The sequence below is a fragment of the Variovorax sp. 679 genome, assembly GCF_003952185.1.
Classification (GTDB): domain Bacteria; phylum Pseudomonadota; class Gammaproteobacteria; order Burkholderiales; family Burkholderiaceae_C; genus Variovorax.
The window spans coordinates 783602-808125 of sequence record NZ_RXFS01000001.1; the positions used below are offsets into that span (position 1 = coordinate 783602).

The following is a 24524-nucleotide window of genomic DNA, read 5'->3' on the forward strand; positions in this document are numbered from 1 at the left end:
GGTGTTGCTGGAATGGCCCCTCAGTCATGGCACCATGACGGTCTTCAACGTGCCAACATGACCCTGACCCAAAGCCTGCTCATCATCGCGCTGCTGATAGCGCTGAGCGCCTTCTTCTCCCTTGCCGAAATCACCCTGGCCGCCTCGCGCCGCCTGCGCCTGCGCCAGATGGCCGATGAAGGCGACCCCCGGGCCGAGAAGGTGCTGCGCGTGCAGGAACAGCCGGGCCACTACTTCACTGTGGTGCAGATCGGGCTCAACGCTGTGGCGATCCTCGGCGGCGTGGTCGGCGAGGGCTCGCTCAGCCCGTACTTCGCCATCTTCTTCGAGAAGTGGCTCAGCCCCGAGGCCTCTGCCAGCGCGGCCTTCCTGTGCTCGTTCGTCATCATCATCGCGGTGTTCCTGGTGTTCGCAGACCTGTTCCCCAAGCGGCTGGGCATGAGCAACCCCGAGCGGCTGGCGGTGCGCATGGTCGGGCCCATGCAGCTGCTGATCACCACCTTCAAGCCATTGGTGTGGTTCTTCACGCGCTGCACCGACCTGCTGTTCAAGCTGCTCGGCATGCCGATGGCACGCGACGACAAGATCACCTCGGCCGACATCCTTGCGATGACCGAAGCCGGCGCGCAGGCCGGCGTGCTCGCGGTGCGCGAGCAGCAGGTGATCGCCAACGTGTTCGAGCTCGACACGCGCCTGGTCAGCAGCGTGATGACGGTGCGCGACAACATCGCCTGGTTCCTGCACGACGACCCCGAGTCGGTGCTGCGCGCGCGCATCGTGGCCGAGCCCTTCTCGGCCTACCCGGTGTGCGACGGCGACATCGACCACGTGCTGGGGTATGTCGACGCCAAGGACATGTTCCAGCGCGTGCTCAGCGGCCAGCCGCTGGCCTTCGACCAGGGTCTGCCGCTGCACAAGGCGCTGGTCATTCCGGACCGGCTGTCGCTCACCGAGGTGCTCGAGCAGTTCCAGCAGGCGCACGAAGACTTCGCGATCATCGTCAACGAATACAGCCTCGTGGTGGGCGTGATCACCCTCAACGACGTGATGAGCACGGTGATGGGTGACCTGGTGTCCACGCCCGACGAGGAGCAGATCGTCCAGCGCGACGAGAACTCCTGGCTGATCGACGGCATCACGCCGATCCAGGACGTGCAGCGCGCGCTGCACATCGACGAGTTGCCCCACTCGGAGGAATACGAGACGCTGGCCGGCTTCCTGATGGTGATGCTGCGCCGCGTGCCCAAGCGCACCGACAACGTGAGCTGGGGTGGCTACACCTTCGAAGTGATGGACGTCGACAGCTACCGCATCGACCAGGTGATGGTCACCAAGGGCACGGGCACCGCGAAAGCGCCCGCGAACTGAACAGGCCGGAGCAGGAAGACGTCAGGCCGCCGAGCGGTCCTTGTCCTTTTCCTTCTCGCGCTCCCTGTCGTTGAACACCCAGAGCCGCTGATTGGAGAACACCGCATTCGGATACGGCGACTTGCCGCGGCTGCCGTTGTAGCGGCCGAGCGTCATGAACAGGTCGCCGTTCTCGCGGTCGAGGTAGTGGCGAAGAATGACGCAGCCGAAGCGCAGGTTGGTCTGCATGTGGAAGAGCTTGGCCGGGTCGCTGTCGCCGATCACGCGCGTCCAGAACGGCATGACCTGCATGTAGCCGCGAGCGCCGGCGCTCGACACTGCGAACTTGCGGAAATTGCTCTCGACCTGCACCAGCCCGAGCACCAGGCTCACTTCGAGCCCCGAGCGTTTCGCTTCGTACCAGACGGTCTGCAGGAATTCGATACGCGACGGTGCATCGGCAATCTTCTTCTTGAGGCGCTCGCTCATATCGCCAAGCCAGCGCAGATAGGCCAGGCGAGCCTCGGTGTTCGCGAACTGCGGCACCGGCGGTGCCTTGTTGTGGATGGCCGAACTCAACGCGGTGCGCACCGAGTCGATCAGCGGCTCCTCGATCTGCGCACCGGCAAAGGCGGCCTGCGGCAGCGACAGCACGGTGAGGGCGCCAGCGGTCACGGCGCCGCCCAGGCACTGGCGTCGCGAGAGGCTGCCCTCCAGGCTCATTTTGCGAGCTTGCCGGCGATGAAGTCGGCGATGCCGGTCACGGGCACCTTGGTGGCCGCGGTATCGCGCCGGCCCTGGTACTCGAGCTGGCCTTCCTTGAGACCGCGGTCCGAGATGACCACGCGGTGTGGCACGCCGATCAGCTCCCAGTCGGCGAACATCGCGCCGGGGCGCTCGCCGCGGTCGTCGAGCAGCACGTCGACGCCCTTGGCCAGCAGCTCTTCGTAGAGCGCCTCGGCCGCCACCTTGACCTCGGGGCTGCGGTCCATGCCGATGGGGCAGACCACCACGGTGAAAGGTGCGATCGCGTCCGGCCAGATGATGCCGCGCTCGTCGTGGTTCTGTTCGATGGCGGCCGCCGGCAGGCGGGTGATGCCGATGCCGTAGCAGCCCATCTCGAGGAACTGCGGCTTGCCGCCTTCGTCGAGGTAGGTGGCGTTCATGTCCTTGCTGTACTTGGTGCCCAGCACGAACACATGGCCGACTTCGATGCCGCGCTCGATGGCCAGCACGCCCTTGCCGTCGGGCGAGGCGTCGCCCGCGACCACGTTGCGGATGTCGGCGACGAGATCGGGCTCGGGCAGGTCGCGGCCCCAGTTGACTCCCGTCATGTGGAAGTCGACTTCGTTGGCGCCGGTGATCCAGTCGGCCATGACGGCGGCTTCGCGGTCGGCCACGAGCTTCACGGGCTTCTTGAGGTTCAGCGGGCCCAGGTAGCCGGGCTTGCAGCCGAAGTGGTCCTCAATCTCGGCCAGGGTCGCGAAGCGGAAGCCCTGGTTCAGGCCCGGGAGCTTGCCGACCTTGATCTCGTTCATGTCGTGATCGCCGCGCAGCAGCAGCAGCCAGACCTGCGAACCCTTCGGATTGCCGGCCTCGTCGACGATGTCGGTGGCCAGCACCAGCGACTTGATGGTGGTGGAGAGCGGCACGCCGAGCAGTTCGGCCACGTCGGCGCAGGTGCTCTTGCCGGGCGTCGGCGTCTTCTCGAGCGCCTTGGTGGCTGCGGGGCGCGGACCGGCCGGGGCCAGTGCCTCGGCCTTTTCCATGTTGGCGGCGTAGCTGCTGTCGGGGCAATAGACGATGGCGTCCTCGCCGGTGGCGGCGATCACCTGGAATTCCTCGCTCAGGTCGCCGCCGATGGCGCCGCTGTCGGCCGCCACGGCGCGATAGCGCAGGCCGAAGCGGTCGAAGATGTTGCGGTAGGCCTGCGCCATGACCTGGTAGCTGGCCTTGGCGGCGTCGAGGTCGCGGTCGAAGCTGTAGGCGTCCTTCATGATGAATTCACGCCCGCGCATCAGGCCGAAGCGCGGACGGCGCTCGTCGCGGAACTTGGTCTGGATCTGGTAGAAGTTCTTGGGCAGCTGCTTGTAGCTGCGGATTTCCTGGCGCGCGATGTCGGTCACGACCTCTTCGCTGGTCGGCTGGATCACGAAGTCGCGGTCGTGCCGGTCCTTGATGCGCAGCAGCTCGGGGCCCATCTTCTCGAAACGGCCAGTCTCCTGCCAGAACTCGGCCGGCTGCACCACGGGCATCGTCATCTCGACGGCGCCGGCGCGATTCATCTCCTCACGGACGATGGCCTCGACCTTGCGGATCACGCGCAGCCCCATGGGCATGTAGGTGTAGATGCCCGTGCCGAGCTTCTTGATCATGCCGGCACGCATCATGAGCCGATGGCTCGCGACCTCTGCGTCAGCGGGCGCTTCCTTGAGGGTGGAGACAAAAAATCGGGAAGCTTTCATCGGGATCGCGGTGATGGGAATCGCTGGATTCGAAGTTGGGAAGTGGGGAACTGCTCCCCCGGAGAGACCCTGAGAGCCTGCATCGCAGCTTGCCGAGGGCAACCCGGCATGCATAATCGACTCAGTTCAAAAATTGGGGTTTGATTATGCTCGACCGGGACGGCTTCAGGCCCAACGTCGGCATCATCCTGCTCAACCAGAGAAACCAGGTTTTCTGGGGCAAACGCATACGCACTCATTCCTGGCAGTTTCCGCAAGGCGGCATCGACCGCGGCGAAAGTCCCGAGCAAGCCATGTTCCGGGAACTGCACGAGGAAGTGGGGCTCCACCCGGAGCACGTGCGCATCGTGGCCCGTACCCGCGACTGGTTGCGCTACGAGGTGCCGGATCGGTTCATCCGCCGTGACGCACGGGGCCACTACAAGGGCCAGAAACAAATCTGGTATTTGCTGCAACTCGTCGGCCACGATTGGGATCTCAACCTGCGTGCAACCGACCATCCCGAATTCGACGCCTGGCGCTGGCATGACTATTGGGTGCCGCTCGACGTCGTCGTCGAGTTCAAGCGCGGCGTCTACGAGATGGCGCTCACCGAGCTTGCTCGTTACCTGCCGAGGCAGGATTTCCGCAACCGCTTCCTGCGCAGCAACGTGCGCGCCCGAGAATTCGAGCGCCATTCGCCGGACGCCGGGGCGCCTCCCGGACTGGATCTGCCGCCCGGCGGCAGCTTCGATCCGCATCCCGACATTCCTTCTGCGAGCAATGAACCTCCTGTCCACGACAACCAAGCACCGCCGTCCCTTCCGACGCAACGCTGAGCGCGTTCTTCTTTTGGCCTGCTTCGGCATCCTCGCGGGGTGCGCCTCGGGCCCGCACGACACCGACAACCCCGACTGGGCGCAGGCCGGTCTGCCGCCGCCGCCCAAGCGCTACGAGACGGACAGGGAGTGGGAAGAAACGGCCACGCCGCCACCGCCGGCCTTCAGCGAAAAGCGTCTGCTGCCGATCGAGATGCCGCCTTACATGAGCCTGAAGTTCGGTGTCGACCCGCAGACGATCGCCATCACGGGCGACGGGATCGTGCGCTATGTGGTGGTTGCCCAGAACCGTGCTGGTGGCGCGACCAACGCCTTCTACGAGGGTGTTCGGTGCTCCACGGCCGAGATGAAGAGCTACGCCCGCTACAACAACGGCACGTGGCAGGACGTGGCGAAGCCGGAATGGAAACGGCTGGGCGACATGAATTCCAGCTACACCCGAAAGCTGGCGACGCAGGCCCTGTGCCGCGGCAACGCGCCGCGTGCCTCGGTGGGGGACATGGTTCAGAACATCCGCAACCCGATCCGGGAAGTGCAGTAACGCAACCAAGCGGAAAAACAAACGGGGCCTCGGGCCCCGTTGTCGTTTTCAGCCTGCCGGCATCAACACCATGTTGTCGCGGTGGACCATCTCCGGTTCCGCCACGTAGCCCAGCAGTCGCTCGAACTCGGATGAAGGCTTGCGGCACAGAAGTCGCGCCTCCACGCTCGAGTAGTTGGCGAGGCCCCTGGCCAATTCGACGCCATCGACGTCACGTACCGCGATCACGTCGCCGCGCGAGAACTCGCCCGAAACACTGGTCATGCCGATCGGCAGCAGGCTCTTGCCCTCGGCCCGCACCTTGGCGGCCGCGCCCGCATCGACGACGACAGAGCCGCGCAGCTGCAGATGGTCGGCCATCCAGCGCTTGCGGGCCTGGTGCTTGGCGGTTTGCGCTACCAACAGGGTGCCGATGGATTCGCCCTTCGCAAGACGCAGCAGCGCATCGGCCTCGCGTCCCCAGGCGATGACGGTGGAGGCGCCCGAGCCCGCGGCGCGCTTGGCCGCGAGGATCTTGGTGATCATGCCGCCCTTGCCGATGCTGGAGCCCGCGCCGCCGGCCATCGCCTCAAGCGCCGGGTCGCCTGCGGCAGCCTCGTGCACGAACTTCGCGTCCGGGTCCTTGCGCGGATCGGCGGTGTACAGGCCCTTCTGGTCGGTGAGGATGACCAGCGCATCGGCCTCGACCAGGTTGGCCACCAGGGCGCCGAGCGTGTCGTTGTCGCCGAACTTGATCTCGTCGTTGACGACCGTGTCGTTCTCGTTGATGACCGGCACCACGCCCAGCTTGAGCAGCGTGACCAGCGTAGAACGGGCATTGAGGTAGCGCTCGCGGTCGGCCAGGTCGGCGTGGGTCAACAGCACCTGTGCGCTGCCGATCTCGTTCTCGCGCAGCTTGGTCTCGTACATCTGGGCCAGGCCCATCTGCCCGACGGCCGCAGCCGCCTGGAGTTCGTTGATTTCATGCGGCCGGGTGCGCCAGCCGAGGCGCTTCATGCCTTCGGCGATTGCACCGCTCGACACCATCACGACCTCGCGCCCGTCGCGCACCAGCGCTGCCAGTTGCCTGCACCACTCGCCGATGGCGGCCTCGTCGAGACCGCGCCCCTCGTTGGTCACGAGGCTGGAACCCACCTTGACGACGATACGGCGGGCATCCCGCAAGGCAGTGGATCCGGAGTTCGACGAGGTCATTTTGGGGTTGTAACGGTCTTGAATGCTGCTTGGGTTGCTGCTGTCTTCCATCCGGCCGGCACCGGCCGACCGATGCCGCTCAGGAGCCTTCGGGCGGCAGGGGCACGAAGCGCGGATCGACCTCGACCGGCTCGTGCTCGGCCACCTGCTGTGCCTTGACCTGCTGGTAGATGGCCTGCACCAGATGCTCGCAGCCTTCGCGCGTAAGCGCGGAAATCTCGAACACGGGACCCTTGAAACGCAGGCGCTTCACGAAGTCCTTGATGCGCGCCGCGCGCTCGTCGGAAGGCACCATGTCGAGCTTGTTCAGCACAAGCCAGCGCGGCTTCTCGTAGAGATCGGCGTCGTACTTCTTCAGTTCGCCCACGATGGCCTTGGCTTGTGCCACCGGATCGACGCTGTCGTCGAACGGCGCCATGTCGACCACATGCAGAAGCAGGCGCGTACGCTGCAGGTGACGCAGGAAAAGATGACCAAGGCCCGCACCTTCGGAGGCGCCTTCGATCAGGCCGGGCAGGTCCGCCACCACGAAGCTCTGCTCGGGGCCGACGCGCACGACACCCAGGTTCGGGTGCAGCGTGGTGAAGGGGTAGTCCGCAATGCGCGGGCGGGCGTTCGAGATGGCGCTGATGAGCGTCGACTTGCCTGCATTCGGCATGCCGAGCAGGCCGACATCGGCCAGCACCTTGAGTTCGAGCTTGAGGCTGCGCTTCTCACCGGGCCAGCCCGGGGTCTTCTGACGCGGAGCGCGGTTGATGGCGCTCTTGAAGCGCATGTTGCCGAAGCCGCCGTCGCCGCCCTTGGCGATCGTGATGACTTCGCCGTCCTTGAGCAACTCGAACAGCACCTCGCCGGTTTCAGCATCGGAAATGATCGTGCCGACCGGCATCTTGAGCGTGATGTCGTCTCCAGCAGCGCCGAACATGTCGGAGCCCATGCCGTGCTCGCCGCGCTTGGCCTCGTGGCGGCGCGAATAGCGGAAGTCGACCAGCGTGTTGAGATTGGAATCGGCCACCGCGAACACATGGCCGCCACGGCCGCCGTCGCCGCCGTTGGGACCGCCGAATTCCTTGTACTTCTCATGACGGAACGACACGCAGCCGTTGCCGCCATCGCCGGCGGCGATGTCGATGAAGGCTTCGTCGACGAACTTCATGGGATGTCCAGTTTACAAATGAAGAAGCCCCGGCAATGCGGGGCCTCGGGTAGATCGAAGTGACTCGGGGCTTACGCCGCGGGGGTCACGTTGACCGTGTGCTTGTTGAGTGCACCCTTTTGACCGAACGACACGTGGCCGTCGACCAGGGCGAAGAGCGTGTGGTCCTTGCCCACGCCGACGTTCACGCCGGGGTGGAACTGGGTGCCGCGCTGGCGCACGATGATCGAGCCTGCGCTGATCAGTTCGCCGCCGAAAGCCTTCACGCCGAGCATCTTGGGCTTGGAATCGCGCCCGTTTCGCGTTGAGCCGCCGCCTTTTTTCTGTGCCATGGAATCTGCTCCTTAGCCAGCGATCGCGCCGATTTGCAGTTCGGTGAACTGCTGGCGATGGCCTTGACGTTTCTGATAGTGCTTGCGACGGCGCATCTTGAAGATGCGAACCTTGTCGTGCTTACCGTGCGACAGCACAGTGACTGTCACCGTTGCACCGGACACCAGGGGCGTGCCAACCTTGATTTCAGCGCCGTTGCCGACGGCCAGAACCTGGTCGATCACGATTTCCTGGCCTACGTCCGCAGCAATCTGTTCTACTTTGATTTTCTCGCCGGAAGCAACGCGATACTGCTTGCCACCGGTTTTTATGACCGCGTACATGTAAACCTCTTAGAAATGAGTCTCCGCGGCGAATTCCGCAGAGCCCAAGATTATAGCGCGGTTTGTGCCTGCTAACCAGCTCTGGCACCACGCAGCCCCGGCAAACCTCGTTGGCTCCCTATAATTTGCGCCTTCCGGCCCTTCCCTAGCCTGGGCCACCCTCATCCCCAGCAGCGCCCAGCGCCTCCGCTTTGCCAGTTCCCGCCGCCGACACCTCCCCCACCGCCACCGTGCTGGACCTGATTGCCGGCGACATGGTCGAAGTCGACCATGTGATTGCCCGCCGCCTCGATACGGGCGTGCCGCTGGTCAGCCAGGTTTCCAGATACATCATTTCCGCTGGCGGCAAGCGCCTGCGGCCGGCGCTCCTGTTGCTGATGTCGGGCGCACTGGGCTATACGGGCGAGCAGCGATTCAACCTGGCTGCCGTCGTGGAGTTCATCCATACGGCCACGCTCCTGCATGACGACGTGGTCGACGAGTCGACCTTGCGGCGCGGACGGGCGACCGCCAACGAATCCTTCGGAAATCCAGCCAGCGTACTGGTCGGCGACTTCCTTTACTCGCGTGCATTCCAGATGATGTTGGATGCCAACAACATGCGCGTGATGCAGATCCTGGCCGAAGCCACCAACGTGATCGCCGAGGGCGAAGTGCTTCAGCTGATGAACATGCACGACGCGTCGCTGGACGAAGCAGCCTATCTGCGCGTGATCCGGTCGAAGACAGCAAAGCTATTCGAAGCCAGCACCCGCCTCGCCGCCGTGCTGGCAGGCGCCACGCCCGAAGTGGAAGAAGCCTGCGCCACTTACGGCCAGGCACTCGGCACCGCCTTCCAGGTAATCGACGACGTACTGGACTATGCGGGCGACGCCAGCGAAACAGGCAAGAACGTCGGCGACGACTTGCGCGAAGGCAAGACCACGCTGCCGCTCATCTTCGCAATGCAACGAGGGACTCCTGCTCAAAGCGAACTGGTGCGTGCCGCCATTGAAGCCGGAGACACAACCCAGTTGGGCAAGGTCGTCGAGATCGTCCGTGAAACCGGGGCCCTGGATGCTTCGCGCGCCGCCGCCGCCGCCGAGGCGCAGCGTGCGATTCATGCATTAAAAGATTTCCCGTCCAATTCGCACGCTTCAGGTTTGCTACAATTGGCGGCTCAGTTGCTTGAGCGACGTGCCTGAACACCTCTCCTGAGTTGGCATCTAGGACGATTTCTTTTTTCTTGCAACCATCGGGGTGTAGCTTAGCCTGGTAGAGCGCTACGTTCGGGACGTAGAGGCCGGAGGTTCGAATCCTCTCACCCCGACCAGCCTTTGGCTGGCATAAATAGACAAATGGCCATGCCTGTTGCTGTGTAGCGATTTACAGCACAGGAGTGTTCAGCGATGATCGTGAAGCAAATTTTCACATCTTTTTCACTCGCTGAATGGCCGCTGCCGAACTTCCTGTTAAAGAACCCTCGCAGATTGCCCTTCCCGGGCTTGCGCGCGCCCTGGTTTCGGCCGGCAAGCTTCCTGCCAGATCAGCCGAGGACATCTACCAGAAGTCCCTCAGCGGTCGTACCAGCTTCATCGCGGAGCTGACCGGCTCCGGCGCAGTCTCAGCAGCTGATCTCGCCCACACCCTCTCCACCGCCTTCGGCGCCCCGCTGCTCGATCTCGACGCCATAGATCCGCAGCGCCTTCCGAAGGATCTGGTCGACCAGAAGCTGTGCCATGCGTACCGCATCGTCGTCCTCAGCAAGCGCAACAACCGGCTGATCGTTGCCACAGCCGATCCTTCCGACCAGCAGGCGGCAGAAAAAATCAAGTTCGCGTCCCAGATGGGCGTCGACTGGGTCATCGCCGAATACGACAAGCTGTCGCGAATGATCGAAGCTGCCGCCGTCAGCGCCGCGGAAACCATCAACAGCATCGTCGGCAGCGAATTCGAGTTCGACGAGGTCTCGGCCGATACCGCGAACGAGAGCAACGATCAGGCGATCGCCGAAGTCGAAGACGCGCCGGTCGTACGTTTCTTGCACAAGATGCTGCTCGACGCCGTCAGCATGCGGGCCTCGGACATCCACTTCGAGCCGTACGAGCACAACTACCGCGTGCGCTTCCGGGTCGACGGGGAACTGCGCGAAATCGCCAGCCCGCCCACCGTCATCAAGGACAAGCTGGCTTCGCGCATCAAGGTCATCTCCCGGCTCGACATCTCCGAGAAACGCGTGCCGCAGGACGGCCGCATGAAGCTCAAGATCGGGCCCGACCGCGTGATCGACTTCCGCGTGAGCACGCTGCCCACGCTGTTCGGCGAGAAGATCGTCGTGCGTATTCTCGACCCGAGCAGCGCTCGCCTTGGGATCGACGCCCTCGGCTACGACGCGGACGAAAAGGCGCGGCTGCTGCATGCCATCGGTCGCCCCTATGGCATGGTGCTCGTCACCGGTCCCACGGGCTCGGGCAAGACGGTGTCGCTCTACACCTGCCTGAATCTGCTGAACCAGCCGGGCGTCAACATCGCCACGGCGGAAGATCCGTCGGAAATCAACCTCCCGGGCGTCAACCAGGTCAACGTCAACGAACGCGCCGGCCTGACCTTCGCGGCAGCGCTGCGCGCCTTCCTGCGCCAGGATCCAGACATCATCATGGTCGGCGAAATCCGCGACCTCGAAACCGCCGATATCTCGATCAAGGCCGCGCAAACCGGCCACCTGGTGCTCTCCACGCTGCACACCAACGACGCGCCGACCACGCTCACTCGGATGCGCAACATGGGTATCGCGCCCTTCAACATCGCGTCGAGCGTGATTCTGATCACTGCGCAGCGCCTCGCGCGGCGCCTGTGCACCGTCTGCCGCGCGCCGGCCGACATCCCTCGCGAATCGTTGCTCGAAGCAGGATTCAGGGAAGAAGACCTGGACGGCACCTGGAAGCCCTACCGCCCCGTCGGCTGCTCCGCCTGCAGCGGTGGCTACAAGGGCCGCGTCGGCATCTACCAGGTGATGCCGATCTCGGAGGCCATCCAGGAAATCATCCTGCGTGACGGCAGCGCGCTCGACATCGCGCAGCAATCCGAAGCCGAAGGCGTGCGTTCGCTGCGCCAATCGGGGCTCCGGAAAGTCATGCAAGGTCTCACTTCTCTGGAAGAAGTGGTGGCCTGCACCAACGAATAACGAACATACCGAATACCGGAGATCGAATGGCAACAGTGGCATCCCCCCGCACCCAGCCCACGCACAAGGAATTTGTCTTCGAATGGGAAGGCAAGGACCGCAACGGCAAGCTGGTAAGAGGCGAACTTCGTGCCGCCGGCGAAAACCAGGTTCAGGCCGCACTGCGCCGCCAGGGCGTGCTCGCTTCGAAGATCAAGAAGCGCCGCATGCGCTCGGGCAAGGCGATCAAGCCAAAGGACATCGCGATCTTCACGCGCCAACTGGCGACCATGATGAAGGCCGGCGTGCCCCTGATGCAGTCCTTCGACATCGTCGGGCGCGGCAATGCGAACGCAAGCGTTGCCAAGCTGCTCAACGACATCCGCAGCGACGTCGAGACCGGTACTTCGCTGTCGGCGGCCTTTCGCAAGTTCCCTAAGTACTTCGACAACCTCTACTGCAACCTGGTGGAGGCTGGCGAAGCGGCCGGTATTCTCGAAGAACTGCTGGACCGGCTGGCCACGTACATGGAGAAGACCGAAGCGATCAAGTCCAAGATAAAGTCGGCCTTGATGTATCCAATCTCGGTGATCGTGGTCGCCTTCGTGGTGATCGCCATCATCATGATCTTCGTTATCCCGGCGTTCAAGGAGGTGTTCACGTCATTCGGCGCCGATCTGCCCGCGCCGACGCTGATCGTGATCGGCATCAGCGAATTCTTCGTGTCCTACTGGTGGTTGATCTTCGGCGGCATCGGCGGTGGACTCTATTTCTTCATGCAGGCCTGGAAGCGCAACGAGCGCGTACAAAAGACCATGGACCGCATCCTGCTGAGAATCCCGGTCTTCGGGGTTTTGATCGAAAAATCCTGCGTCGCCCGCTGGACCCGCACGCTGGCCACCATGTTCGCCGCCGGCGTTCCTCTGGTCGAAGCCCTCGACTCCGTAGGCGGCGCCTCGGGCAACACCGTCTACGGCGATGCCACGGCAAAGATCCAGCAGGAGGTTTCCACCGGCACCAGCCTCACGGCGGCCATGACCAACGTCAACCTGTTCCCCTCCATGGTGATCCAGATGACCGCCATCGGCGAGGAGTCCGGCTCCATCGATCACATGCTGGGCAAGGCCGCCGACTTCTACGAATCCGAAGTCGACGACATGGTCGCGGGCCTCTCCAGCCTGATGGAGCCGATCATCATCGTGTTCCTCGGCACCATCATCGGCGGCATCGTGGTGTCGATGTACCTGCCCATCTTCAAGCTCGGCCAGGTCGTTTGATGCTCGTTTCGCGGGAGTTCGACACCGTTTTCGCCGGTGTCCTGGGGCTATTGATCGGCAGCTTCATGAACGTCGTCATCTACCGGGTACCGGTGATGATGTACCGCGAATGGCTCGCTGACGCGGTCGGCAATCTCATGTCGTCGAAGGATGCGCCCTCGCTGTGGTCGCTCGCCTTCGGGTCCAAGGTCGCGGCTCCCGCCGGACTGGAAGCCGCAGCCGACAAGGCGGCGGAGGTCGTCGAGAAACAACCTCCCTTCGACCTGATGCGCCCCGCGTCGCGATGCGGAACCTGCGGGCACAAGATCCGCTGGTACGAGAACATCCCCGTGCTGAGCTATGCCGCGCTCCGCGGGCGCTGCTCATCGTGCAAAACGGCGATCAGCCCGCGCTACCCGCTGGTCGAACTGATCACGGGCGCCCTGTTCGCCCTGTGCGCCTGGCGCTTCGGCATCACGCCAGCCGGGGCACTGTGGGCTGCCTTCGGCGCCCTGCTGATCTGCCAGTTCCTGATCGACTTCGACACCCAGTTCCTGCCCGACTCGCTCAACTACCCCTTGCTCTGGCTCGGCCTGATCGGCGCGGCCATGGGGTGGACCGGCGTCTCGCTGAGTTCGGCCGTCTGGGGCGCCGTGTTCGGCTATCTGAGCCTCTGGCTTGTGTACCATGGCTTTCGCTTGGTCACGGGCAAGGAAGGCATGGGCTATGGAGACTTCAAACTGCTGGCCGCGCTGGGTGCATGGCTCGGCGCCGACTATCTCATCGCGATCATCCTCGTCTCCTCGCTGGTGGGCGCGGTGATAGGCATTTCTTTGCGCATCGCCGGCAAGCTGGCACACAAGGACATTCCCATCGCCTTCGGTCCCTTCCTGGCCGGCGCGGGCCTCGTCTGCCTCGTGGCGGGTCCGGAAGTCGTGAGGCAATGGATTCCGTTCGCCTTCCCCTTGGGCGCACTGATCCATTGACACACCGCATGGTGCGGCGCATCGGCCTGACAGGTGGCATCGGCAGCGGCAAGAGTACCGTTGCCGGGCTGCTGGTGGCCCAGGGGGCGGTACTGGTGGACACCGACGCCATCGCGCGAGCCATCGCACTCCCTGGCGGCATCGCGATGCCCGCCCTGGAGGCCGCCTTCGGCCCCGAAGTCATCGACCCGGACGGCGGCATGGACCGCGCCGCGATGCGCCGGATCGTCTTCGCGGACGCTGGCGCCAAGGCCCGTCTCGAATCCATCCTTCACCCTCTGATCGGTGCCGAAACCCAGCGCCAGGCCGCCGCGGCCGGCGAGGAAGCGACCGTCGTATTCGACGTCCCCCTGCTCGTCGAGTCCGGTCGCTGGCGCGCCATCGTCGACCGGGTTCTGGTGGTCGACGCCACCGAGGAAACGCAGTTGAAGCGCGTCGTCGCGCGCTCGGGTTGGGCGCCCGAAGCGGTCAAGGCGGTGATCGCCCAGCAGGCCCCGCGCAGGGCGCGCCGGGCCGCCGCCGACGCGGTTGTTTACAACGAGTCCCTGACCCTGGAGGAACTCGCTCAGCAGGTCCGGGGTCTCTGGGAACGGTGGGTTCGGGCGGGCACGCGATAATTTGGGGTTGACGCCGCGACGGCTACACGACGATCACGTCAAACGGCGCACGCCCAAGCGCCCCTCACGATGCTTTTCAATTCGTATCCCTTCATCTTTGTTTTCTTCCCGCTGGTCCTGATCGGCTTCTTCCTGATCGGTGCGCGCAGTCCCCGGTCGGCGGCGGGTTTCCTGGCACTGGCATCCCTCTTCTTCTACGGGTGGTGGAGCGTCAAGGCGCTTCCCCTGCTGCTGGGGTCGATCTGCGTCAACTACTGGTTCGGGCTGCGGCTCACGCCTTCCCCGGGCCGCGAAGACAAGCACCGCAAGGCCCTGCTGATCATCGCCCTTGTGATCAATCTCGGGGTGCTGGCCGTCTTCAAGTACGCCAACTTCTTCCTGGAAAACATCGATGCCGGCCTGGCCGCCGCGGGCTTCGCGCAGATCGACCTGGTGCACATCGTGCTGCCCATCGGCATCTCGTTCTACACCTTCACCCAGATCGCCTTCCTGGTCGACTGCTGGCAGGGCAAGGTGCACGAACGCAGCTTCATCCACTACGTGCTGTTCGTGACCTACTTCCCGCACCTGATCGCGGGCCCCGTGCTGCATCACGCGCAGATGATGCCGCAGTTCAACAGCCCGGCCACCTACAGGATCAACGCCAACAACATCGCGTTGGGCCTGGGCATCTTCGTCTTCGGCCTGGCCAAGAAGATGCTGATCGCCGACCCGATGGGGCAGTACGCCGACATGATGTTCAAAGGCGTGCACGAAGGCGTGATGCCCTCGCTGTACACGGCCTGGTTCGGGGTGCTGGCGTACACGCTGCAGATCTACTTCGACTTCTCGGGCTATTCCGACATGGCCGTCGGCCTCTCGCTGTGCGTGGGCGTGCAGTTGCCGCTCAACTTCAGGTCGCCCTACAAGTCGACCAACATGATCGAGTTCTGGCGCCGATGGCACATCTCGCTGTCGACCTTCCTGCGCGACTACCTCTACGTGCCTCTGGGCGGCAACCGCAAAGGCCCGGCCCGGCGCTACATCAATCTCTTCCTGACGATGCTGCTGGGCGGCCTGTGGCACGGCGCCGCCTGGACCTTCGTCATCTGGGGCGCGCTGCACGGCTTCTACCTGATGGTCAACCACTTCTGGAACGCCAAGGTGCGTCGCGGCAAGACCGAAACCACCTGGTATGGCCGTGTGATCGGCTGGTTCATCACCTTCGTCTGCGTGATGATCGCCTGGGTCGTGTTCCGCGCCGACAGCATGGCGGCCGCCATCGAGATCTACAAGGGCATGCTGGGCATGCACGGCGCGCCCGTGTCGGCCTTCAGCGAGTTCCGCGTGCCGTTTCGCAAGCCGGAGTTCTTCCAGACCCTCCTGGTCGGCATCGTGATCTGCCTGGCGCTGCCGCCCACCATCACGCTCGACCGCTGGATTCCCAGTGTCGCGGGGCTGGCCGGACGCCCGCGCCTGCAGCGCCTGGCCACCTGGATCACCGGACTGGGCTGCGTCTATCTCTTTGGCCTGTGCGTGTCGAAATTCGGCAGCTACAGCCCCTTCCTCTATTTCCAGTTCTGAAATGAAACTCCCCCAGGCTTCGCGCACTTCGTGTCGCTTCTCCTCCCCCCTCGCCGGGGGCGACGCCGGCGGCCCGGCAAAGCCGGTTCCGCGGCGTCTTGCGAATGGGGCACGCCCGATTCACGCACCGGGGGTCACGCGCGGCACGGTGGAGAGCTGATATGGAAGACACGAAATCGGCCAGGACCTGGCTTCGCATCTTCGCCGCCGGCTACCTGGTGTGCTGCGCCCTGCTGCTCGTCAGCCTCTTCACGCCCATCCCCTACGGCGACCTGACCCGCATCGGACGCATCTCCGAGCGCGAATTCGGCTGGCACGAACCGCCGCCGCCCATTTCGGACGCCGACGTCAAGACCTGGCCCATCAATGAATCCGACATCCTGGTGATCGGCGACAGCTTCTCCGTGCGCTATGCATGGCAGTCGTCTCTCGTGGGCGCGGGCTACAAGGTCACCACCACGCACTGGGACAACCTCGGCGGCGTCCTTTGCGACGATTTCCCCGGTTGGCTCGAGAAGTCCGGCTTCAAGGGCAAGGTCGTGATCGTGGAGAGCATCGAGCGCCTGCTGTCCGACCGCATCGAGAAGTCCGAGTCGTGCAAGACGATGAAGCACGCCTTCAAGCCCACGCCGCCGCCTTTCGAGAACCCGTCGAGGCCCGCCCCCGGCTTCCAGCTCAACTGGGACGCCCAGTTGCTCAGCGGCTGGTTCACATACCAAAACACCAAGGAGATCCTGGCCTCCGACAGTTGGACCAACACGCCCGAGCGCTGGGGCCCGCTGATCGACGCGCGCGTGGTGCCCGACGGCTGCAAGCAGTTCAGCCACCGCGCCTGCGACAAGCTGCTGATGACCGCCGAAGACCGCGTCAATCCGGCGCTGACCGCCCAGTCCGCGCAGTTCATGAAGCGCTTCGAAAGCACCGCCGCGCCCTACAAGGTGGTATGGATGGTGGTGCCGAACAAGACCAGCGTGTATTTGCAACAAAACCATGCCGACGAGTTCCGGGCCGCGTTCAACCCGCAGAATATCGGGCCGGACCTGTTCGCCCTGGCGGAGCAGAACCGTTTCAAGATGAAGGATCTTTTCCCCGCCAACGAGACCCACGTATCGACCCGGGGTTACATTCTTTTCGGGCAGCGTATGCTGGAGGCTGTGCGCGAGGTGTTCCCGCCACCGGCCACCAGATCGCAATGAGCTCGAACCCGACGTGAAAAACCGATACGCGTGATCCTCTACGAGTACCCCTTCAACGAGCGCATCCGCACGTACCTGCGGCTCGAGCACCTGTTCCGCCGCCTCGGCGAGCTGGTGCCGGCCGAATCCCCGCTGTCCCACCACTACGCCCTGGTCACGATCTTCGAGATCATGGACGTGGCCGCACGCGCCGATCTCAAGGCCGACGTGCTGCGCGACCTGGACAAGCACAAGAACGTCTTCAACAGCTACCGGGGCAATCCGGCCATCGCCGAGACCGTGCTCGATCAGGTCGTGAGCCAGCTCGAGGGCAACTTCACCGCCCTCAACAGCGTCGCCGGCAAGGCAGGCCAGGCACTGACCGAGAACGAGTGGCTCATGAGCATCCGCAGCCGCGCCGGCATTCCGGGCGGCACCTGCGAGTTCGACCTGCCCGCCTACTACGCCTGGCAGCACCGCCCCGTCGCCAGCCGCCGCGCCGATCTCGAACGCTGGTCGAACACGCTTTCGCCGCTGGCCTCGTCGATCTACCTGCTGCTCAAGCTGCTGCGCGACGCCGACGTGCCCTACAAGGTGATTGCCGTCAACGGCCAGTTCCAGCAGAACCTGCCGCAGGGCCGCAGCTTCCAGTTGCTGCGCCTGCGCATCGACCCCAAGCTTGGCCTGATTCCGGAAATCAGCGGCAACCGCCTCATGGTTTCAGTGCGCCTGATGCGCCAGGACTCGGACGACCGCCTGCACCAGAGCCCGGAAGACACGCCTTTCGAGCTGACTCTCTGCGCATGACCGGGACGGTGAACGACAAGGGCGAGCGGATCGTGCGCTGCCCCACCTGCGGCGGCGACAGCATCTACGCCCCGGGCAATAGCTATCGGCCTTTCTGCAGTGCCCGTTGCAAGGGCATCGACCTGGGCGCATGGGCCAGCGAGGAATTCCGCATGCCGGCCGAAGCCCCGCCGGACGACGAGCCCTTCGGCGACCCCAAGATCCAGTAGTTACTTCCCCGCCGGGCTGTCGTCGAGCAGCGCCGGATCGATGTACGTCGCGAAACTGCGCGCGTACCGGGGCCGGAGGTGGCCGATGTCCTTGTAGGCGGGCGAACCGTCGTCGGGCATGCTGCGAAGGCACCGCCCGTCGGCGCAAAGGCTGGCGAACGGCTCGATGACGCGCGCACCGTTGGCCAATGCCACCTGCTTCAGCCGCTCGTTGAATCGCGCCTGGTCTTCCGGCATCGGTGCCCCGGGCTGCCCGGAGGCAGCGGTCATCTTGCCAAGCCGGCTGCCCTGGATCTGCCCGAGCGGGTCGAAATCCATGCCCACCGGGTTGCCGAGCACCAGGTAGACCGTTTTTTTCGCCGACAGGCGCTTCAGCACTTCGCCCAGCGACTTGAGCGAGAGGTCGACGCCGTCGCCGCCGAGGAACGGGTGCACGGCTTTACTGCCGTCGACGAAGAAGTTCACCGTCGGCCCCGCGCCTGTGAAGTAGCAGCTCCAGCACGCCCCGAGCACCACCGAATCGACCTCCGGCTTGAGCGCCAGGTCGAGCACCGCCGCGCGCCGCTCGTCGCAGCCGGTGTCCAGGCTGCTGAACAGGCCCGGTACCGGCGGGCACGAGCCCTTGGTCGCGAAGTACACGGTACGGGCCTTGTCGGGCTGCGTGCGCACCAGTTCGAGCGCACGCGGCGCGTATTGCTCGACGTGGCTGTCGCCGATCAGCAGCACGTTGCGCTTGCCGCTGCCGGCACGGTAGACGAACTGCCCGCCCAGAGCTGACTCTTCAAAGCCGTCGTAGTAGTTGTCCTCGCGCGTCGCGTCGGCCACCGCCTGAAGGGCCGGGCTGTCATGGCGCGGCTGCGGAGCACCCAGGAAGACCAGCACACCGGCCAGCGCAAGGGCCGCACCGCCGCCTGCCAGTCCGCGCAGCATCGCCTGCGAAAGGTGCAGCTTGACGAAGCGCTCGAGGAATCGATACGTCGCCCAGGCCAGCACCACCGACGCCACCACGAGCGCGATTCGCAGGTTCAGGGGCGGCTCGCCACCGGTCACGATCCGCGCATACGAAAGCAGCGGCCAGTGCCAGAGGTACAGCGGATAGCTGATGAGCCCGATCCACACCATCACGCGGTTCGACAATAGGTACTTGTTGAGCACGCCGTTCGGCCCCGCCGCGATGCAGCTCACCGCGCCCAGCACCGGCAGCAGCGCCCACCAGCCCGGAAACGCCTTCGTGCTGCGCGTCATGACAAGGCCCAGCACAAGCAGGCCCACGCCGACGATCGACTGCAGGTGCTTCGTCCAAGGGCGCGATTCCGCCGCGCCCGATGCCGCGGCCTGCAGCCGCATGGCCGCCAGCAGCCCGCCCGCCATCAGCTCCCAGGCGCGCGACAGCGGCGAATAGAAAGCGGCTGCGCGATGCGGCTGCACCGTCAGCACATTGACGAGGAACGAAATCACGGCCACCGCCAGCACCACGCGCAGCATCGGCCAACGCTTGCGCCAGGCCAGCCCGAGCATCAGCGGCCAGAAGATGTAGAACTGCTCCTCGATGCCCAGCGACCACAGGTGCAGCAGCGGCTTGGTCTCGGCCGTGGCGTCGAAGTAGCCCGCCTCGCCCAGGAAGACGAGATTGGCGAAGAAAGCTGCCCCGCCGGTGGTCTGCTTGCCCAGTTGCGAGAACTCTCCCGGCAGCAGCACATACCAGCCGAAGGCCAGCGTCACCAACAGCACGAGCACCAGCGCCGGGAAGATCCGCCGGATGCGCCGTGCGTAGAAGTCGCCATAGCTGAAGTCGCCCGCCGCCAGGCTCTGCAGAAGAATGGTCGTGATCAGGAAGCCAGAGATCACGAAGAAGATGTCGACCCCGATGAAGCCACCCGGCAGCAGGCTCGGAAAGGCGTGGTACGCCAGCACAGAGCCCACCGCGATGGCGCGCAGGCCGTCAATGTCCGGGCGGTACTTGGGATGCATCGTCGTCGTCGATCGGTCGGGGCGGGCGAGGACTCGCTCAGCGCGACGGCTGCTGCGCGGGGGCGGCGCGCACCGTGGGGTCGAAATAGCTGGCTTCTTCCCGCGTGTAGCGCGGGCGCAGGTGGTCGGCGTCCTTGTATGCGGGCGCGCCGTCGGGCAGCGTGACCAGGCAATGGCTGCCGTCCTTGCACAGCACCGCCATCGCGTCGATGGGCTCGGCCCCGCTTGCTCCGGCGATGGCGCGCAACCTGTCGTTGAGCTGCTTCTGGTCGGCCGGCAGCGGCACCGTCGGCGAGGAGGTCATGGCCTCCATGTGCGTCAGGCGACTGCCTTCGATCAGGCGCTTGGGCGTGAACTCGGGGCCACCGGGGTTGTCGAGCAGCAGGAAGACCTTCTTGTGCCGCGCCAGCTCGCGCAGCGTGGCCTCCAGCGCAACGAGCGCGCGCTCGATGCCGTCGCCGCCCTGGAACGGATGGACCTGGTTGTCGGGCCCGCGGTAGTAGTACTCCAGCGCCCCGTGACCGACGAAATAGCAGTTCCAGCAGCCACCGATGACCACCGAATCGATCTCCGGACCCATCGCATAGGCCAGCATCGCGTCGCGGCGCTCGGCACAGCCGATGTTCTTGTCCGCGTAGACGCCCGGCACCGCCGGGCACGCGCCCTGGGTCACGAACCAGGCCGACTTGTCCGGCATCGCCAGCGTGCGGGACAGCTCCATCACGCGCGGTGCGTACTGCTGCACATGGCTGTCGCCCACGAACAGCACGCGCTTCGGCCCGCTCCCGGTCTTGTAGACCAGCTGCTCGCCGATCTGGTCGAGCTTGAAGCCGGCGTAATAGTCGGCGTCCAGCGTGGCGTTGGCGACGATCTGCAGCCTCTCGCTGCTGTTGCGGGGTTGGGGTGCGCCGAAGAAGATCGCGGCGCTCAGGGCGGCGATCAGGACCATGCCCGCACCCAACGCCTTCAGGATGCCCGGGCCAGGACGGTTTCTCGCATAGCGCTCGATGAAACGGTACGTGGCCCACGCAAGCAGCACGCTGGCCACCATCGCGCCGGCACGGTAGACCGGAGAGGGATGCAGCGGATCGGCCTCCACGATGCGCACGAAGGCCAGCAACGGCCAGTGCCAGAGGTACAGCGGATAGCTGATGAGCCCGATCCACACCATCACGCGGTTCGACAACAGGTACTTGTTGAGCACGCCGTTCGGCCCCGCGGCAATACAGCTCACCGCGCCCAGCGTGGGCAGCAGCGCCCACCAGCCAGGAAAGGCCTTCGTGCTGCGGATCATCACCAGCCCGAGCACGATCAGCCCGACGCCCACCACCGACTGCACATGGCTGCGCCAGGCGCTCGGCGTCGGCGGCTTCAATCGCATGCAAGCCAGGATGCCGCCCACCATCAGCTCCCAGAACCGGGAGGCCGGCGAATAGAACGACGCCGCCGGCAACGGATGCACCGTCGTCACGTTCACCACGAACGAGACCGCAGCGACCGCCAGCACCACGCGCACGATCGGCCAGCCCTTGCGCCACGCGAGCCCCAGCAGCAGCGGCCAGAAGATGTAGAACTGCTCCTCGATGCCCAGCGACCACAGGTGCAGCAGCGGCTTGGTTTCGGCGGCCGTGTCGAAATAGCCCGATTCGCCCCAGAACACGAAGTTGGCGACGAAGGCCGCACCGCCCACGGTCTGCTTGCCGAGCTCGGCGAACTCATCGGACAGCAGCAGGTACCAGCCCGCGCACAGCGTCGCGAACAGCACCACGAGCAGCGCCGGGAAGATCCGCCGGATGCGCCGCGCGTAGAAGTCGCGGTAGCTGAAATCGCCCACCGCGAGGCTCTGGAGAATGATGGTCGTGATCAGGAAGCCCGAGATCACGAAGAAGATGTCGACCCCGATGAAGCCGCCCATCAGCGCCGTCGGGAACGCGTGATACACAAGCACCGAGCCCACCGCGATTGCGCGCAGGCCGTCGATGTCCGGACGGTACTTGGGGTGCATCAAGCGATCAGTTGGCCTGCTGCGCGTCTGCAGGCGCGACGACCGGCGGCGGCACGAACGGCAGGCCGCGCTCCTCCGACAGCCACTGCAGCACCGGGAACGCGCCCGGCAGCACCGGCGTCACGTCCAGCGGCAGCTGTTGCCAGGCCATGCGCTGGCCTTCGCGCATCTCGAACTCGCCGCTCCAGGCCGTGACCTTGCACCAGTGCAGACGTACCAGCGCGTGCGGATAGTCGTGCTCCGTGACCTTCCAGACCTCGGCACCGCCGATGGTGATGCCGAGCTCTTCCTGCAGCTCACGCCGCAGCGCCTCTTCGACCGTCTCGCCGGCCTCGATCTTGCCGCCGGGAAACTCCCAGAAGCCTGCATAGGCCTTGCCCTCGGGCCGCGTGGAAAGCAGCAGCGCGTCGTCGGCCAGGCGGATCAGCACGCCGACCGCGACTTCCGTGTGCTTGCGGGCTTGTTCGCTCACGCCTTGCTCCGCCCCGCGTAGTCGCGCGCGAACTGGTAGGCCACGCGGCCGCTGCGCGAACCGCGCTCCAGCGCCCACACAAGCGCCTCGGGCCGCGCCGCCGCGATGGCGGCTTCGTCCACGCCGAACGACGAGAGCCACTGGCCCACGATCGTCAGGTATTCGTTCTGGCTGAAGGGATAGAAGCTCACCCAGAGGCCGAAGCGCTCCGACAGCGAGATCTTTTCCTCGATCACCTCGCCGGGATGGACCTCGCCGTCCTCGGTGTGGGTGTACGTGAGGTTGTCCTTCATGTATTCGGGCAGCAGGTGGCGCCGGTTGCTGGTCGCGTAGATCAGCACGTTGGGCGTCGAGGCCGCGATCGAACCATCGAGGATCGACTTCAGCGCCTTGTAGCCCGGCTCGCCCTCGTCGAAGCTCAGGTCGTCGCTGAAAACGATGAATTTCTCGGGCCGCTGCGACACCACCTCGACGATGTCGGGCAGGTCGGTGAGCTCGGCCTTGTCCACCTCGATCAGCCGCAGCCCCTGCGGCGCATAGGCCTGCAGGCAAGCGCGGATCAGCGACGACTTGCCCGTGCCGCGCGCACCGGTCAGCAGCACGTTGTTGGCAGGCTTGCCCTCGACGAACTGCTGCGTGTTGCGCGCGATCTTTTCCTTCTGGACGTCGATTTCCTTCAGCGAATCGAGCGACATCGCCGCCACATGCTTCACCGGTTCGAGCACGCCATGGCCCGAGCTGCGGCGACGGTAGCGCCACGCGATGGATGCGTTCCAGTCGGCGGGCTCCGCCAGCGGCTGCGGAAGAATCGATTCGATGCGGGTGATGAGCTGTTCGGCGCGTTCGATCAGCTTCTGGAACTGCTCATTCATGACCGGTAGTCGGCATTGATCGTCACGTACTCGTGGCTGAAGTCGCAGGTCCACACGGTCTCGCTGGCATTGCCGCGGCCCAGGCCGATGCGCACGGTGATCTCGCTCTGCTTCATCACGCGCTGGCCGTCTTCCTCGCGATAGGACGGATTGCGCCCACCCTTGACAGCCACGTGCACGTCGTCGAGAAACAGGTCGATGCCCGTCTGGTCGAGGTCGGCGATGCCCGCGTAACCCACGGCCGCGAGGATGCGGCCCAGGTTCGGGTCGCTGGCATAGAAGGCCGTCTTGACCAGCGGCGAATGCGCCACGGCATAAGCCACCTGCTTGCACTCGGCAGCGTCCTTGCCGCCGTCGACCTGGATGGTGATGAACTTGGTCGCGCCTTCGCCGTCGCGCACGATGGCCTGCGCCAGCTTGCGCGCCACGTCCTGCATGGCGGCCACGAGCGCCTTGCCGTCGGCCGAGTCGAGCGAAGTGATGGTCGCGTTCGCGGCCTTCTGCGTCGCGATGACCACGAACGAATCGTTCGTCGAGGTGTCGCCGTCGATGGTCACGCGGTTGAACGAGGCGTCGGCCAGCAACCTGGCCAGCGGCTGGATCAGCGACGGATCGATCTTCGCGTCGGTCGCCATGAAGCCGAGCATGGTCGCCATGTTCGGGCGGATCATGCCGGCGCCCTTGCTGATGCCGGTGATGGTGACGTTGGCGCCGCCGACCTGCGCCCGCTGGCTGAATGCCTTGGGGATCGTATCGGTGGTCATGATGCCCTCGGCCGCACGCGCCCAGTTGTCCGCCTTGGCATCGGCGAGAGCGGCAGGCAGGCCCGCCTCGATGCGGTCGATGGGCAGCGGCTCCATGATCACGCCTGTCGAGAACGGCAGGATCTGCTCGGGCGAAATCTCCAGCTTGCGCGCCAGCGCGATGCAGGTGGAGCGCGTGCGCATCAGTCCGTCTTCACCCGTGCCGGCATTCGCATTGCCGGTGTTGATGACCATCGCCCGGATGCCGTGGTTCGCAGCCAGGTGGTCGCGGCAGACCTGCACCGGCGCGGCGCAGAAGCGGTTCTGGGTGAACACGCCGCCGACCGCCGAGCCTTCGTCGATCAGCACGACCGTCAGGTCCTTGCGATTGGCCTTGCGCACGCCCGCCTCGGCCACGCCGATGCGGACGCCGGGCACCGCGAACAAGGCGGCGGGATCAGGGGCTGACAGGTTCACGGGCATGGCATCTATTCCTTCTTGCGTATCAATTTTTCATCGGCACCAACAA

The 24524-nt window shown here is 65.0% G+C and carries 23 protein-coding genes and 1 tRNA gene; 13 read left to right on the forward strand and 11 right to left on the reverse strand.

Features of this window, described 5'->3' with window-relative positions; genetic code table 11:
• Positions 1 to 57: 57 nt before the first annotated feature.
• Entirely contained in the window at positions 58 to 1368 is a 1311-nt protein-coding gene (locus tag EJO71_RS03715) for a hemolysin family protein (RefSeq protein WP_125946749.1), read from the forward strand.
• A 21-nt stretch (positions 1369 to 1389) separates the two neighbouring features.
• Here the strand turns inward: EJO71_RS03715 and EJO71_RS03720 are convergent, their stop codons facing one another.
• Both EJO71_RS03720 and EJO71_RS03725 read right to left on the reverse strand, forming a co-directional pair.
• A complete protein-coding gene (locus tag EJO71_RS03720) occupies positions 1390 to 2070 on the reverse strand; it encodes a lytic transglycosylase domain-containing protein (protein ID WP_125946748.1) in 681 nt (226 codons plus the stop codon).
• A complete protein-coding gene (locus EJO71_RS03725; protein WP_125946747.1) occupies positions 2067 to 3812 on the reverse strand; it encodes a proline--tRNA ligase in 1746 nt (581 codons plus the stop codon). Before EJO71_RS03725 ends, EJO71_RS03720 begins: the two co-directional genes overlap by 4 nt.
• A gap of 146 nt (positions 3813 to 3958) precedes the next feature.
• On the opposite strand from EJO71_RS03725, the gene EJO71_RS03730 reads away from it, so the two are divergent.
• Positions 3959 to 4630 carry an RNA pyrophosphohydrolase gene (locus tag EJO71_RS03730; protein WP_125947393.1) on the forward strand — a complete coding sequence of 224 codons (672 nt, stop codon included), beginning with the start codon at positions 3959 to 3961 and terminating at the stop codon, positions 4628 to 4630.
• 13 nt (positions 4631 to 4643) lie between these two features.
• Entirely contained in the window at positions 4644 to 5171 is a 528-nt protein-coding gene (locus EJO71_RS03735) for a CNP1-like family protein (protein ID WP_240651845.1), read from the forward strand.
• A 48-nt stretch (positions 5172 to 5219) separates the two neighbouring features.
• On the opposite strand, the gene proB is transcribed toward EJO71_RS03735, so the two are convergent.
• The 4 genes from proB to rplU all read right to left on the reverse strand — a co-directional run bounded on the left by proB (position 5220) and on the right by rplU (position 8177).
• Positions 5220 to 6365 (reverse strand): glutamate 5-kinase, encoded by a 1146-nt coding sequence (proB, locus tag EJO71_RS03740; protein ID WP_125946746.1) that lies wholly within the window; start codon positions 6363 to 6365, stop codon positions 5220 to 5222.
• A gap of 79 nt (positions 6366 to 6444) precedes the next feature.
• Entirely contained in the window at positions 6445 to 7521 is a 1077-nt protein-coding gene (cgtA, locus tag EJO71_RS03745) for an Obg family GTPase CgtA (RefSeq protein ID WP_125946745.1), read from the reverse strand.
• A gap of 71 nt (positions 7522 to 7592) precedes the next feature.
• Positions 7593 to 7853 (reverse strand): 50S ribosomal protein L27, encoded by a 261-nt coding sequence (gene rpmA, locus EJO71_RS03750; protein ID WP_081267930.1) that lies wholly within the window; start codon positions 7851 to 7853, stop codon positions 7593 to 7595.
• A gap of 12 nt (positions 7854 to 7865) precedes the next feature.
• The gene (gene rplU, locus EJO71_RS03755; RefSeq protein ID WP_057592097.1) at positions 7866 to 8177 is read right to left on the reverse strand and encodes a 50S ribosomal protein L21; all 312 of its coding nucleotides are present in this window, start codon (positions 8175 to 8177) and stop codon (positions 7866 to 7868) included.
• Positions 8178 to 8368: 191 nt separating this feature from the next.
• Here rplU and EJO71_RS03760 point away from each other — a divergent pair, with 191 nt between their 5' ends.
• From EJO71_RS03760 to EJO71_RS03810, 10 genes are all read left to right on the forward strand, one after another.
• Positions 8369 to 9361 carry a polyprenyl synthetase family protein gene (locus tag EJO71_RS03760; RefSeq protein WP_125946744.1) on the forward strand — a complete coding sequence of 331 codons (993 nt, stop codon included), beginning with the start codon at positions 8369 to 8371 and terminating at the stop codon, positions 9359 to 9361.
• A gap of 51 nt (positions 9362 to 9412) precedes the next feature.
• A tRNA-Pro gene (locus tag EJO71_RS03765) sits at positions 9413 to 9489 on the forward strand.
• Positions 9490 to 9606: 117 nt separating this feature from the next.
• A complete protein-coding gene (gene pilB / locus EJO71_RS03770; RefSeq protein ID WP_125946743.1) occupies positions 9607 to 11340 on the forward strand; it encodes a type IV-A pilus assembly ATPase PilB in 1734 nt (577 codons plus the stop codon).
• 26 nt (positions 11341 to 11366) lie between these two features.
• On the forward strand, positions 11367 to 12596 hold the full coding sequence (locus EJO71_RS03775) for a type II secretion system F family protein (RefSeq protein ID WP_125946742.1): 1230 nt from the start codon (positions 11367 to 11369) through the stop codon (positions 12594 to 12596).
• Positions 12596 to 13561 carry an A24 family peptidase gene (locus EJO71_RS03780; protein WP_125947392.1) on the forward strand — a complete coding sequence of 322 codons (966 nt, stop codon included), beginning with the start codon at positions 12596 to 12598 and terminating at the stop codon, positions 13559 to 13561. Before EJO71_RS03775 ends, EJO71_RS03780 begins: the two co-directional genes overlap by 1 nt.
• 8 nt (positions 13562 to 13569) lie before the next feature.
• The gene (gene coaE, locus EJO71_RS03785) at positions 13570 to 14178 is read left to right on the forward strand and encodes a dephospho-CoA kinase (RefSeq protein ID WP_164546718.1); all 609 of its coding nucleotides are present in this window, start codon (positions 13570 to 13572) and stop codon (positions 14176 to 14178) included.
• Between the two features lie 69 nt (positions 14179 to 14247).
• On the forward strand, positions 14248 to 15741 hold the full coding sequence (locus EJO71_RS03790; protein ID WP_125946741.1) for an MBOAT family protein: 1494 nt from the start codon (positions 14248 to 14250) through the stop codon (positions 15739 to 15741).
• Between the two features lie 161 nt (positions 15742 to 15902).
• Positions 15903 to 16937, forward strand: a complete 1035-nt coding sequence (locus EJO71_RS03800; protein WP_125946739.1) for a hypothetical protein — start codon at positions 15903 to 15905, stop codon at positions 16935 to 16937.
• Positions 16938 to 16967: 30 nt separating this feature from the next.
• Positions 16968 to 17723 (forward strand): cell division protein ZapD, encoded by a 756-nt coding sequence (gene zapD, locus EJO71_RS03805; RefSeq protein WP_125946738.1) that lies wholly within the window; start codon positions 16968 to 16970, stop codon positions 17721 to 17723.
• Positions 17720 to 17932, forward strand: coding sequence for a DNA gyrase inhibitor YacG (locus EJO71_RS03810; protein WP_125946737.1), 213 nt, complete (start codon positions 17720 to 17722; stop codon positions 17930 to 17932). Before zapD ends, EJO71_RS03810 begins: the two co-directional genes overlap by 4 nt.
• Here EJO71_RS03810 and EJO71_RS03815 read toward each other — a convergent pair whose 3' ends face one another.
• The 5 genes from EJO71_RS03815 to argJ are packed head-to-tail and all read right to left on the reverse strand — an operon-like array spanning position 17933 to position 24478.
• Positions 17933 to 19903 carry an acyltransferase family protein gene (locus EJO71_RS03815; protein WP_125946736.1) on the reverse strand — a complete coding sequence of 657 codons (1971 nt, stop codon included), beginning with the start codon at positions 19901 to 19903 and terminating at the stop codon, positions 17933 to 17935.
• 37 nt (positions 19904 to 19940) lie between these two features.
• On the reverse strand, positions 19941 to 21908 hold the full coding sequence (locus tag EJO71_RS03820) for an acyltransferase family protein (protein ID WP_125947390.1): 1968 nt from the start codon (positions 21906 to 21908) through the stop codon (positions 19941 to 19943).
• Between the two features lie 7 nt (positions 21909 to 21915).
• On the reverse strand, positions 21916 to 22380 hold the full coding sequence (locus EJO71_RS03825) for an NUDIX domain-containing protein (RefSeq protein ID WP_125946735.1): 465 nt from the start codon (positions 22378 to 22380) through the stop codon (positions 21916 to 21918).
• Positions 22377 to 23252: an ATP-binding protein gene (locus tag EJO71_RS03830; protein WP_093302412.1), complete on the reverse strand. Its 876-nt coding sequence runs from the start codon at positions 23250 to 23252 to the stop codon at positions 22377 to 22379. Before EJO71_RS03830 ends, EJO71_RS03825 begins: the two co-directional genes overlap by 4 nt.
• Positions 23249 to 24478 carry a bifunctional glutamate N-acetyltransferase/amino-acid acetyltransferase ArgJ gene (gene argJ / locus EJO71_RS03835; RefSeq protein WP_125946734.1) on the reverse strand — a complete coding sequence of 410 codons (1230 nt, stop codon included), beginning with the start codon at positions 24476 to 24478 and terminating at the stop codon, positions 23249 to 23251. The genes EJO71_RS03830 and argJ overlap by 4 nt, the downstream gene beginning before the upstream one ends.
• Positions 24479 to 24524 lie beyond the last annotated feature (46 nt).

Coding starts and splice junctions, on each gene's coding strand:
- EJO71_RS03720 (WP_125946748.1), bottom strand. CDS start 2,070: ATGAGCCTGGAGGGCAGCCTCTCGCGACGCCAGTGCCTGGGCGGCGCC.
- EJO71_RS03780 (WP_125947392.1), top strand. CDS start 12,596: ATGCTCGTTTCGCGGGAGTTCGACACCGTTTTCGCCGGTGTCCTGGGG.
- EJO71_RS03820 (WP_125947390.1), bottom strand. CDS start 21,908: ATGCACCCCAAGTACCGTCCGGACATCGACGGCCTGCGCGCAATCGCG.
- EJO71_RS03800 (WP_125946739.1), top strand. CDS start 15,903: ATGGAAGACACGAAATCGGCCAGGACCTGGCTTCGCATCTTCGCCGCC.
- EJO71_RS03815 (WP_125946736.1), bottom strand. CDS start 19,903: ATGCATCCCAAGTACCGCCCGGACATTGACGGCCTGCGCGCCATCGCG.
- EJO71_RS03790 (WP_125946741.1), top strand. CDS start 14,248: ATGCTTTTCAATTCGTATCCCTTCATCTTTGTTTTCTTCCCGCTGGTC.
- pilB (WP_125946743.1), top strand. CDS start 9,607: ATGGCCGCTGCCGAACTTCCTGTTAAAGAACCCTCGCAGATTGCCCTT.
- EJO71_RS03725 (WP_125946747.1), bottom strand. CDS start 3,812: ATGAAAGCTTCCCGATTTTTTGTCTCCACCCTCAAGGAAGCGCCCGCT.
- EJO71_RS03775 (WP_125946742.1), top strand. CDS start 11,367: ATGGCAACAGTGGCATCCCCCCGCACCCAGCCCACGCACAAGGAATTT.
- argJ (WP_125946734.1), bottom strand. CDS start 24,478: ATGCCCGTGAACCTGTCAGCCCCTGATCCCGCCGCCTTGTTCGCGGTG.
- rpmA (WP_081267930.1), bottom strand. CDS start 7,853: ATGGCACAGAAAAAAGGCGGCGGCTCAACGCGAAACGGGCGCGATTCC.
- EJO71_RS03810 (WP_125946737.1), top strand. CDS start 17,720: ATGACCGGGACGGTGAACGACAAGGGCGAGCGGATCGTGCGCTGCCCC.
- EJO71_RS03715 (WP_125946749.1), top strand. CDS start 58: ATGACCCTGACCCAAAGCCTGCTCATCATCGCGCTGCTGATAGCGCTG.
- EJO71_RS03730 (WP_125947393.1), top strand. CDS start 3,959: ATGCTCGACCGGGACGGCTTCAGGCCCAACGTCGGCATCATCCTGCTC.
- rplU (WP_057592097.1), bottom strand. CDS start 8,177: ATGTACGCGGTCATAAAAACCGGTGGCAAGCAGTATCGCGTTGCTTCC.
- coaE (WP_164546718.1), top strand. CDS start 13,570: ATGGTGCGGCGCATCGGCCTGACAGGTGGCATCGGCAGCGGCAAGAGT.
- cgtA (WP_125946745.1), bottom strand. CDS start 7,521: ATGAAGTTCGTCGACGAAGCCTTCATCGACATCGCCGCCGGCGATGGC.
- EJO71_RS03830 (WP_093302412.1), bottom strand. CDS start 23,252: ATGAATGAGCAGTTCCAGAAGCTGATCGAACGCGCCGAACAGCTCATC.
- proB (WP_125946746.1), bottom strand. CDS start 6,365: ATGACCTCGTCGAACTCCGGATCCACTGCCTTGCGGGATGCCCGCCGT.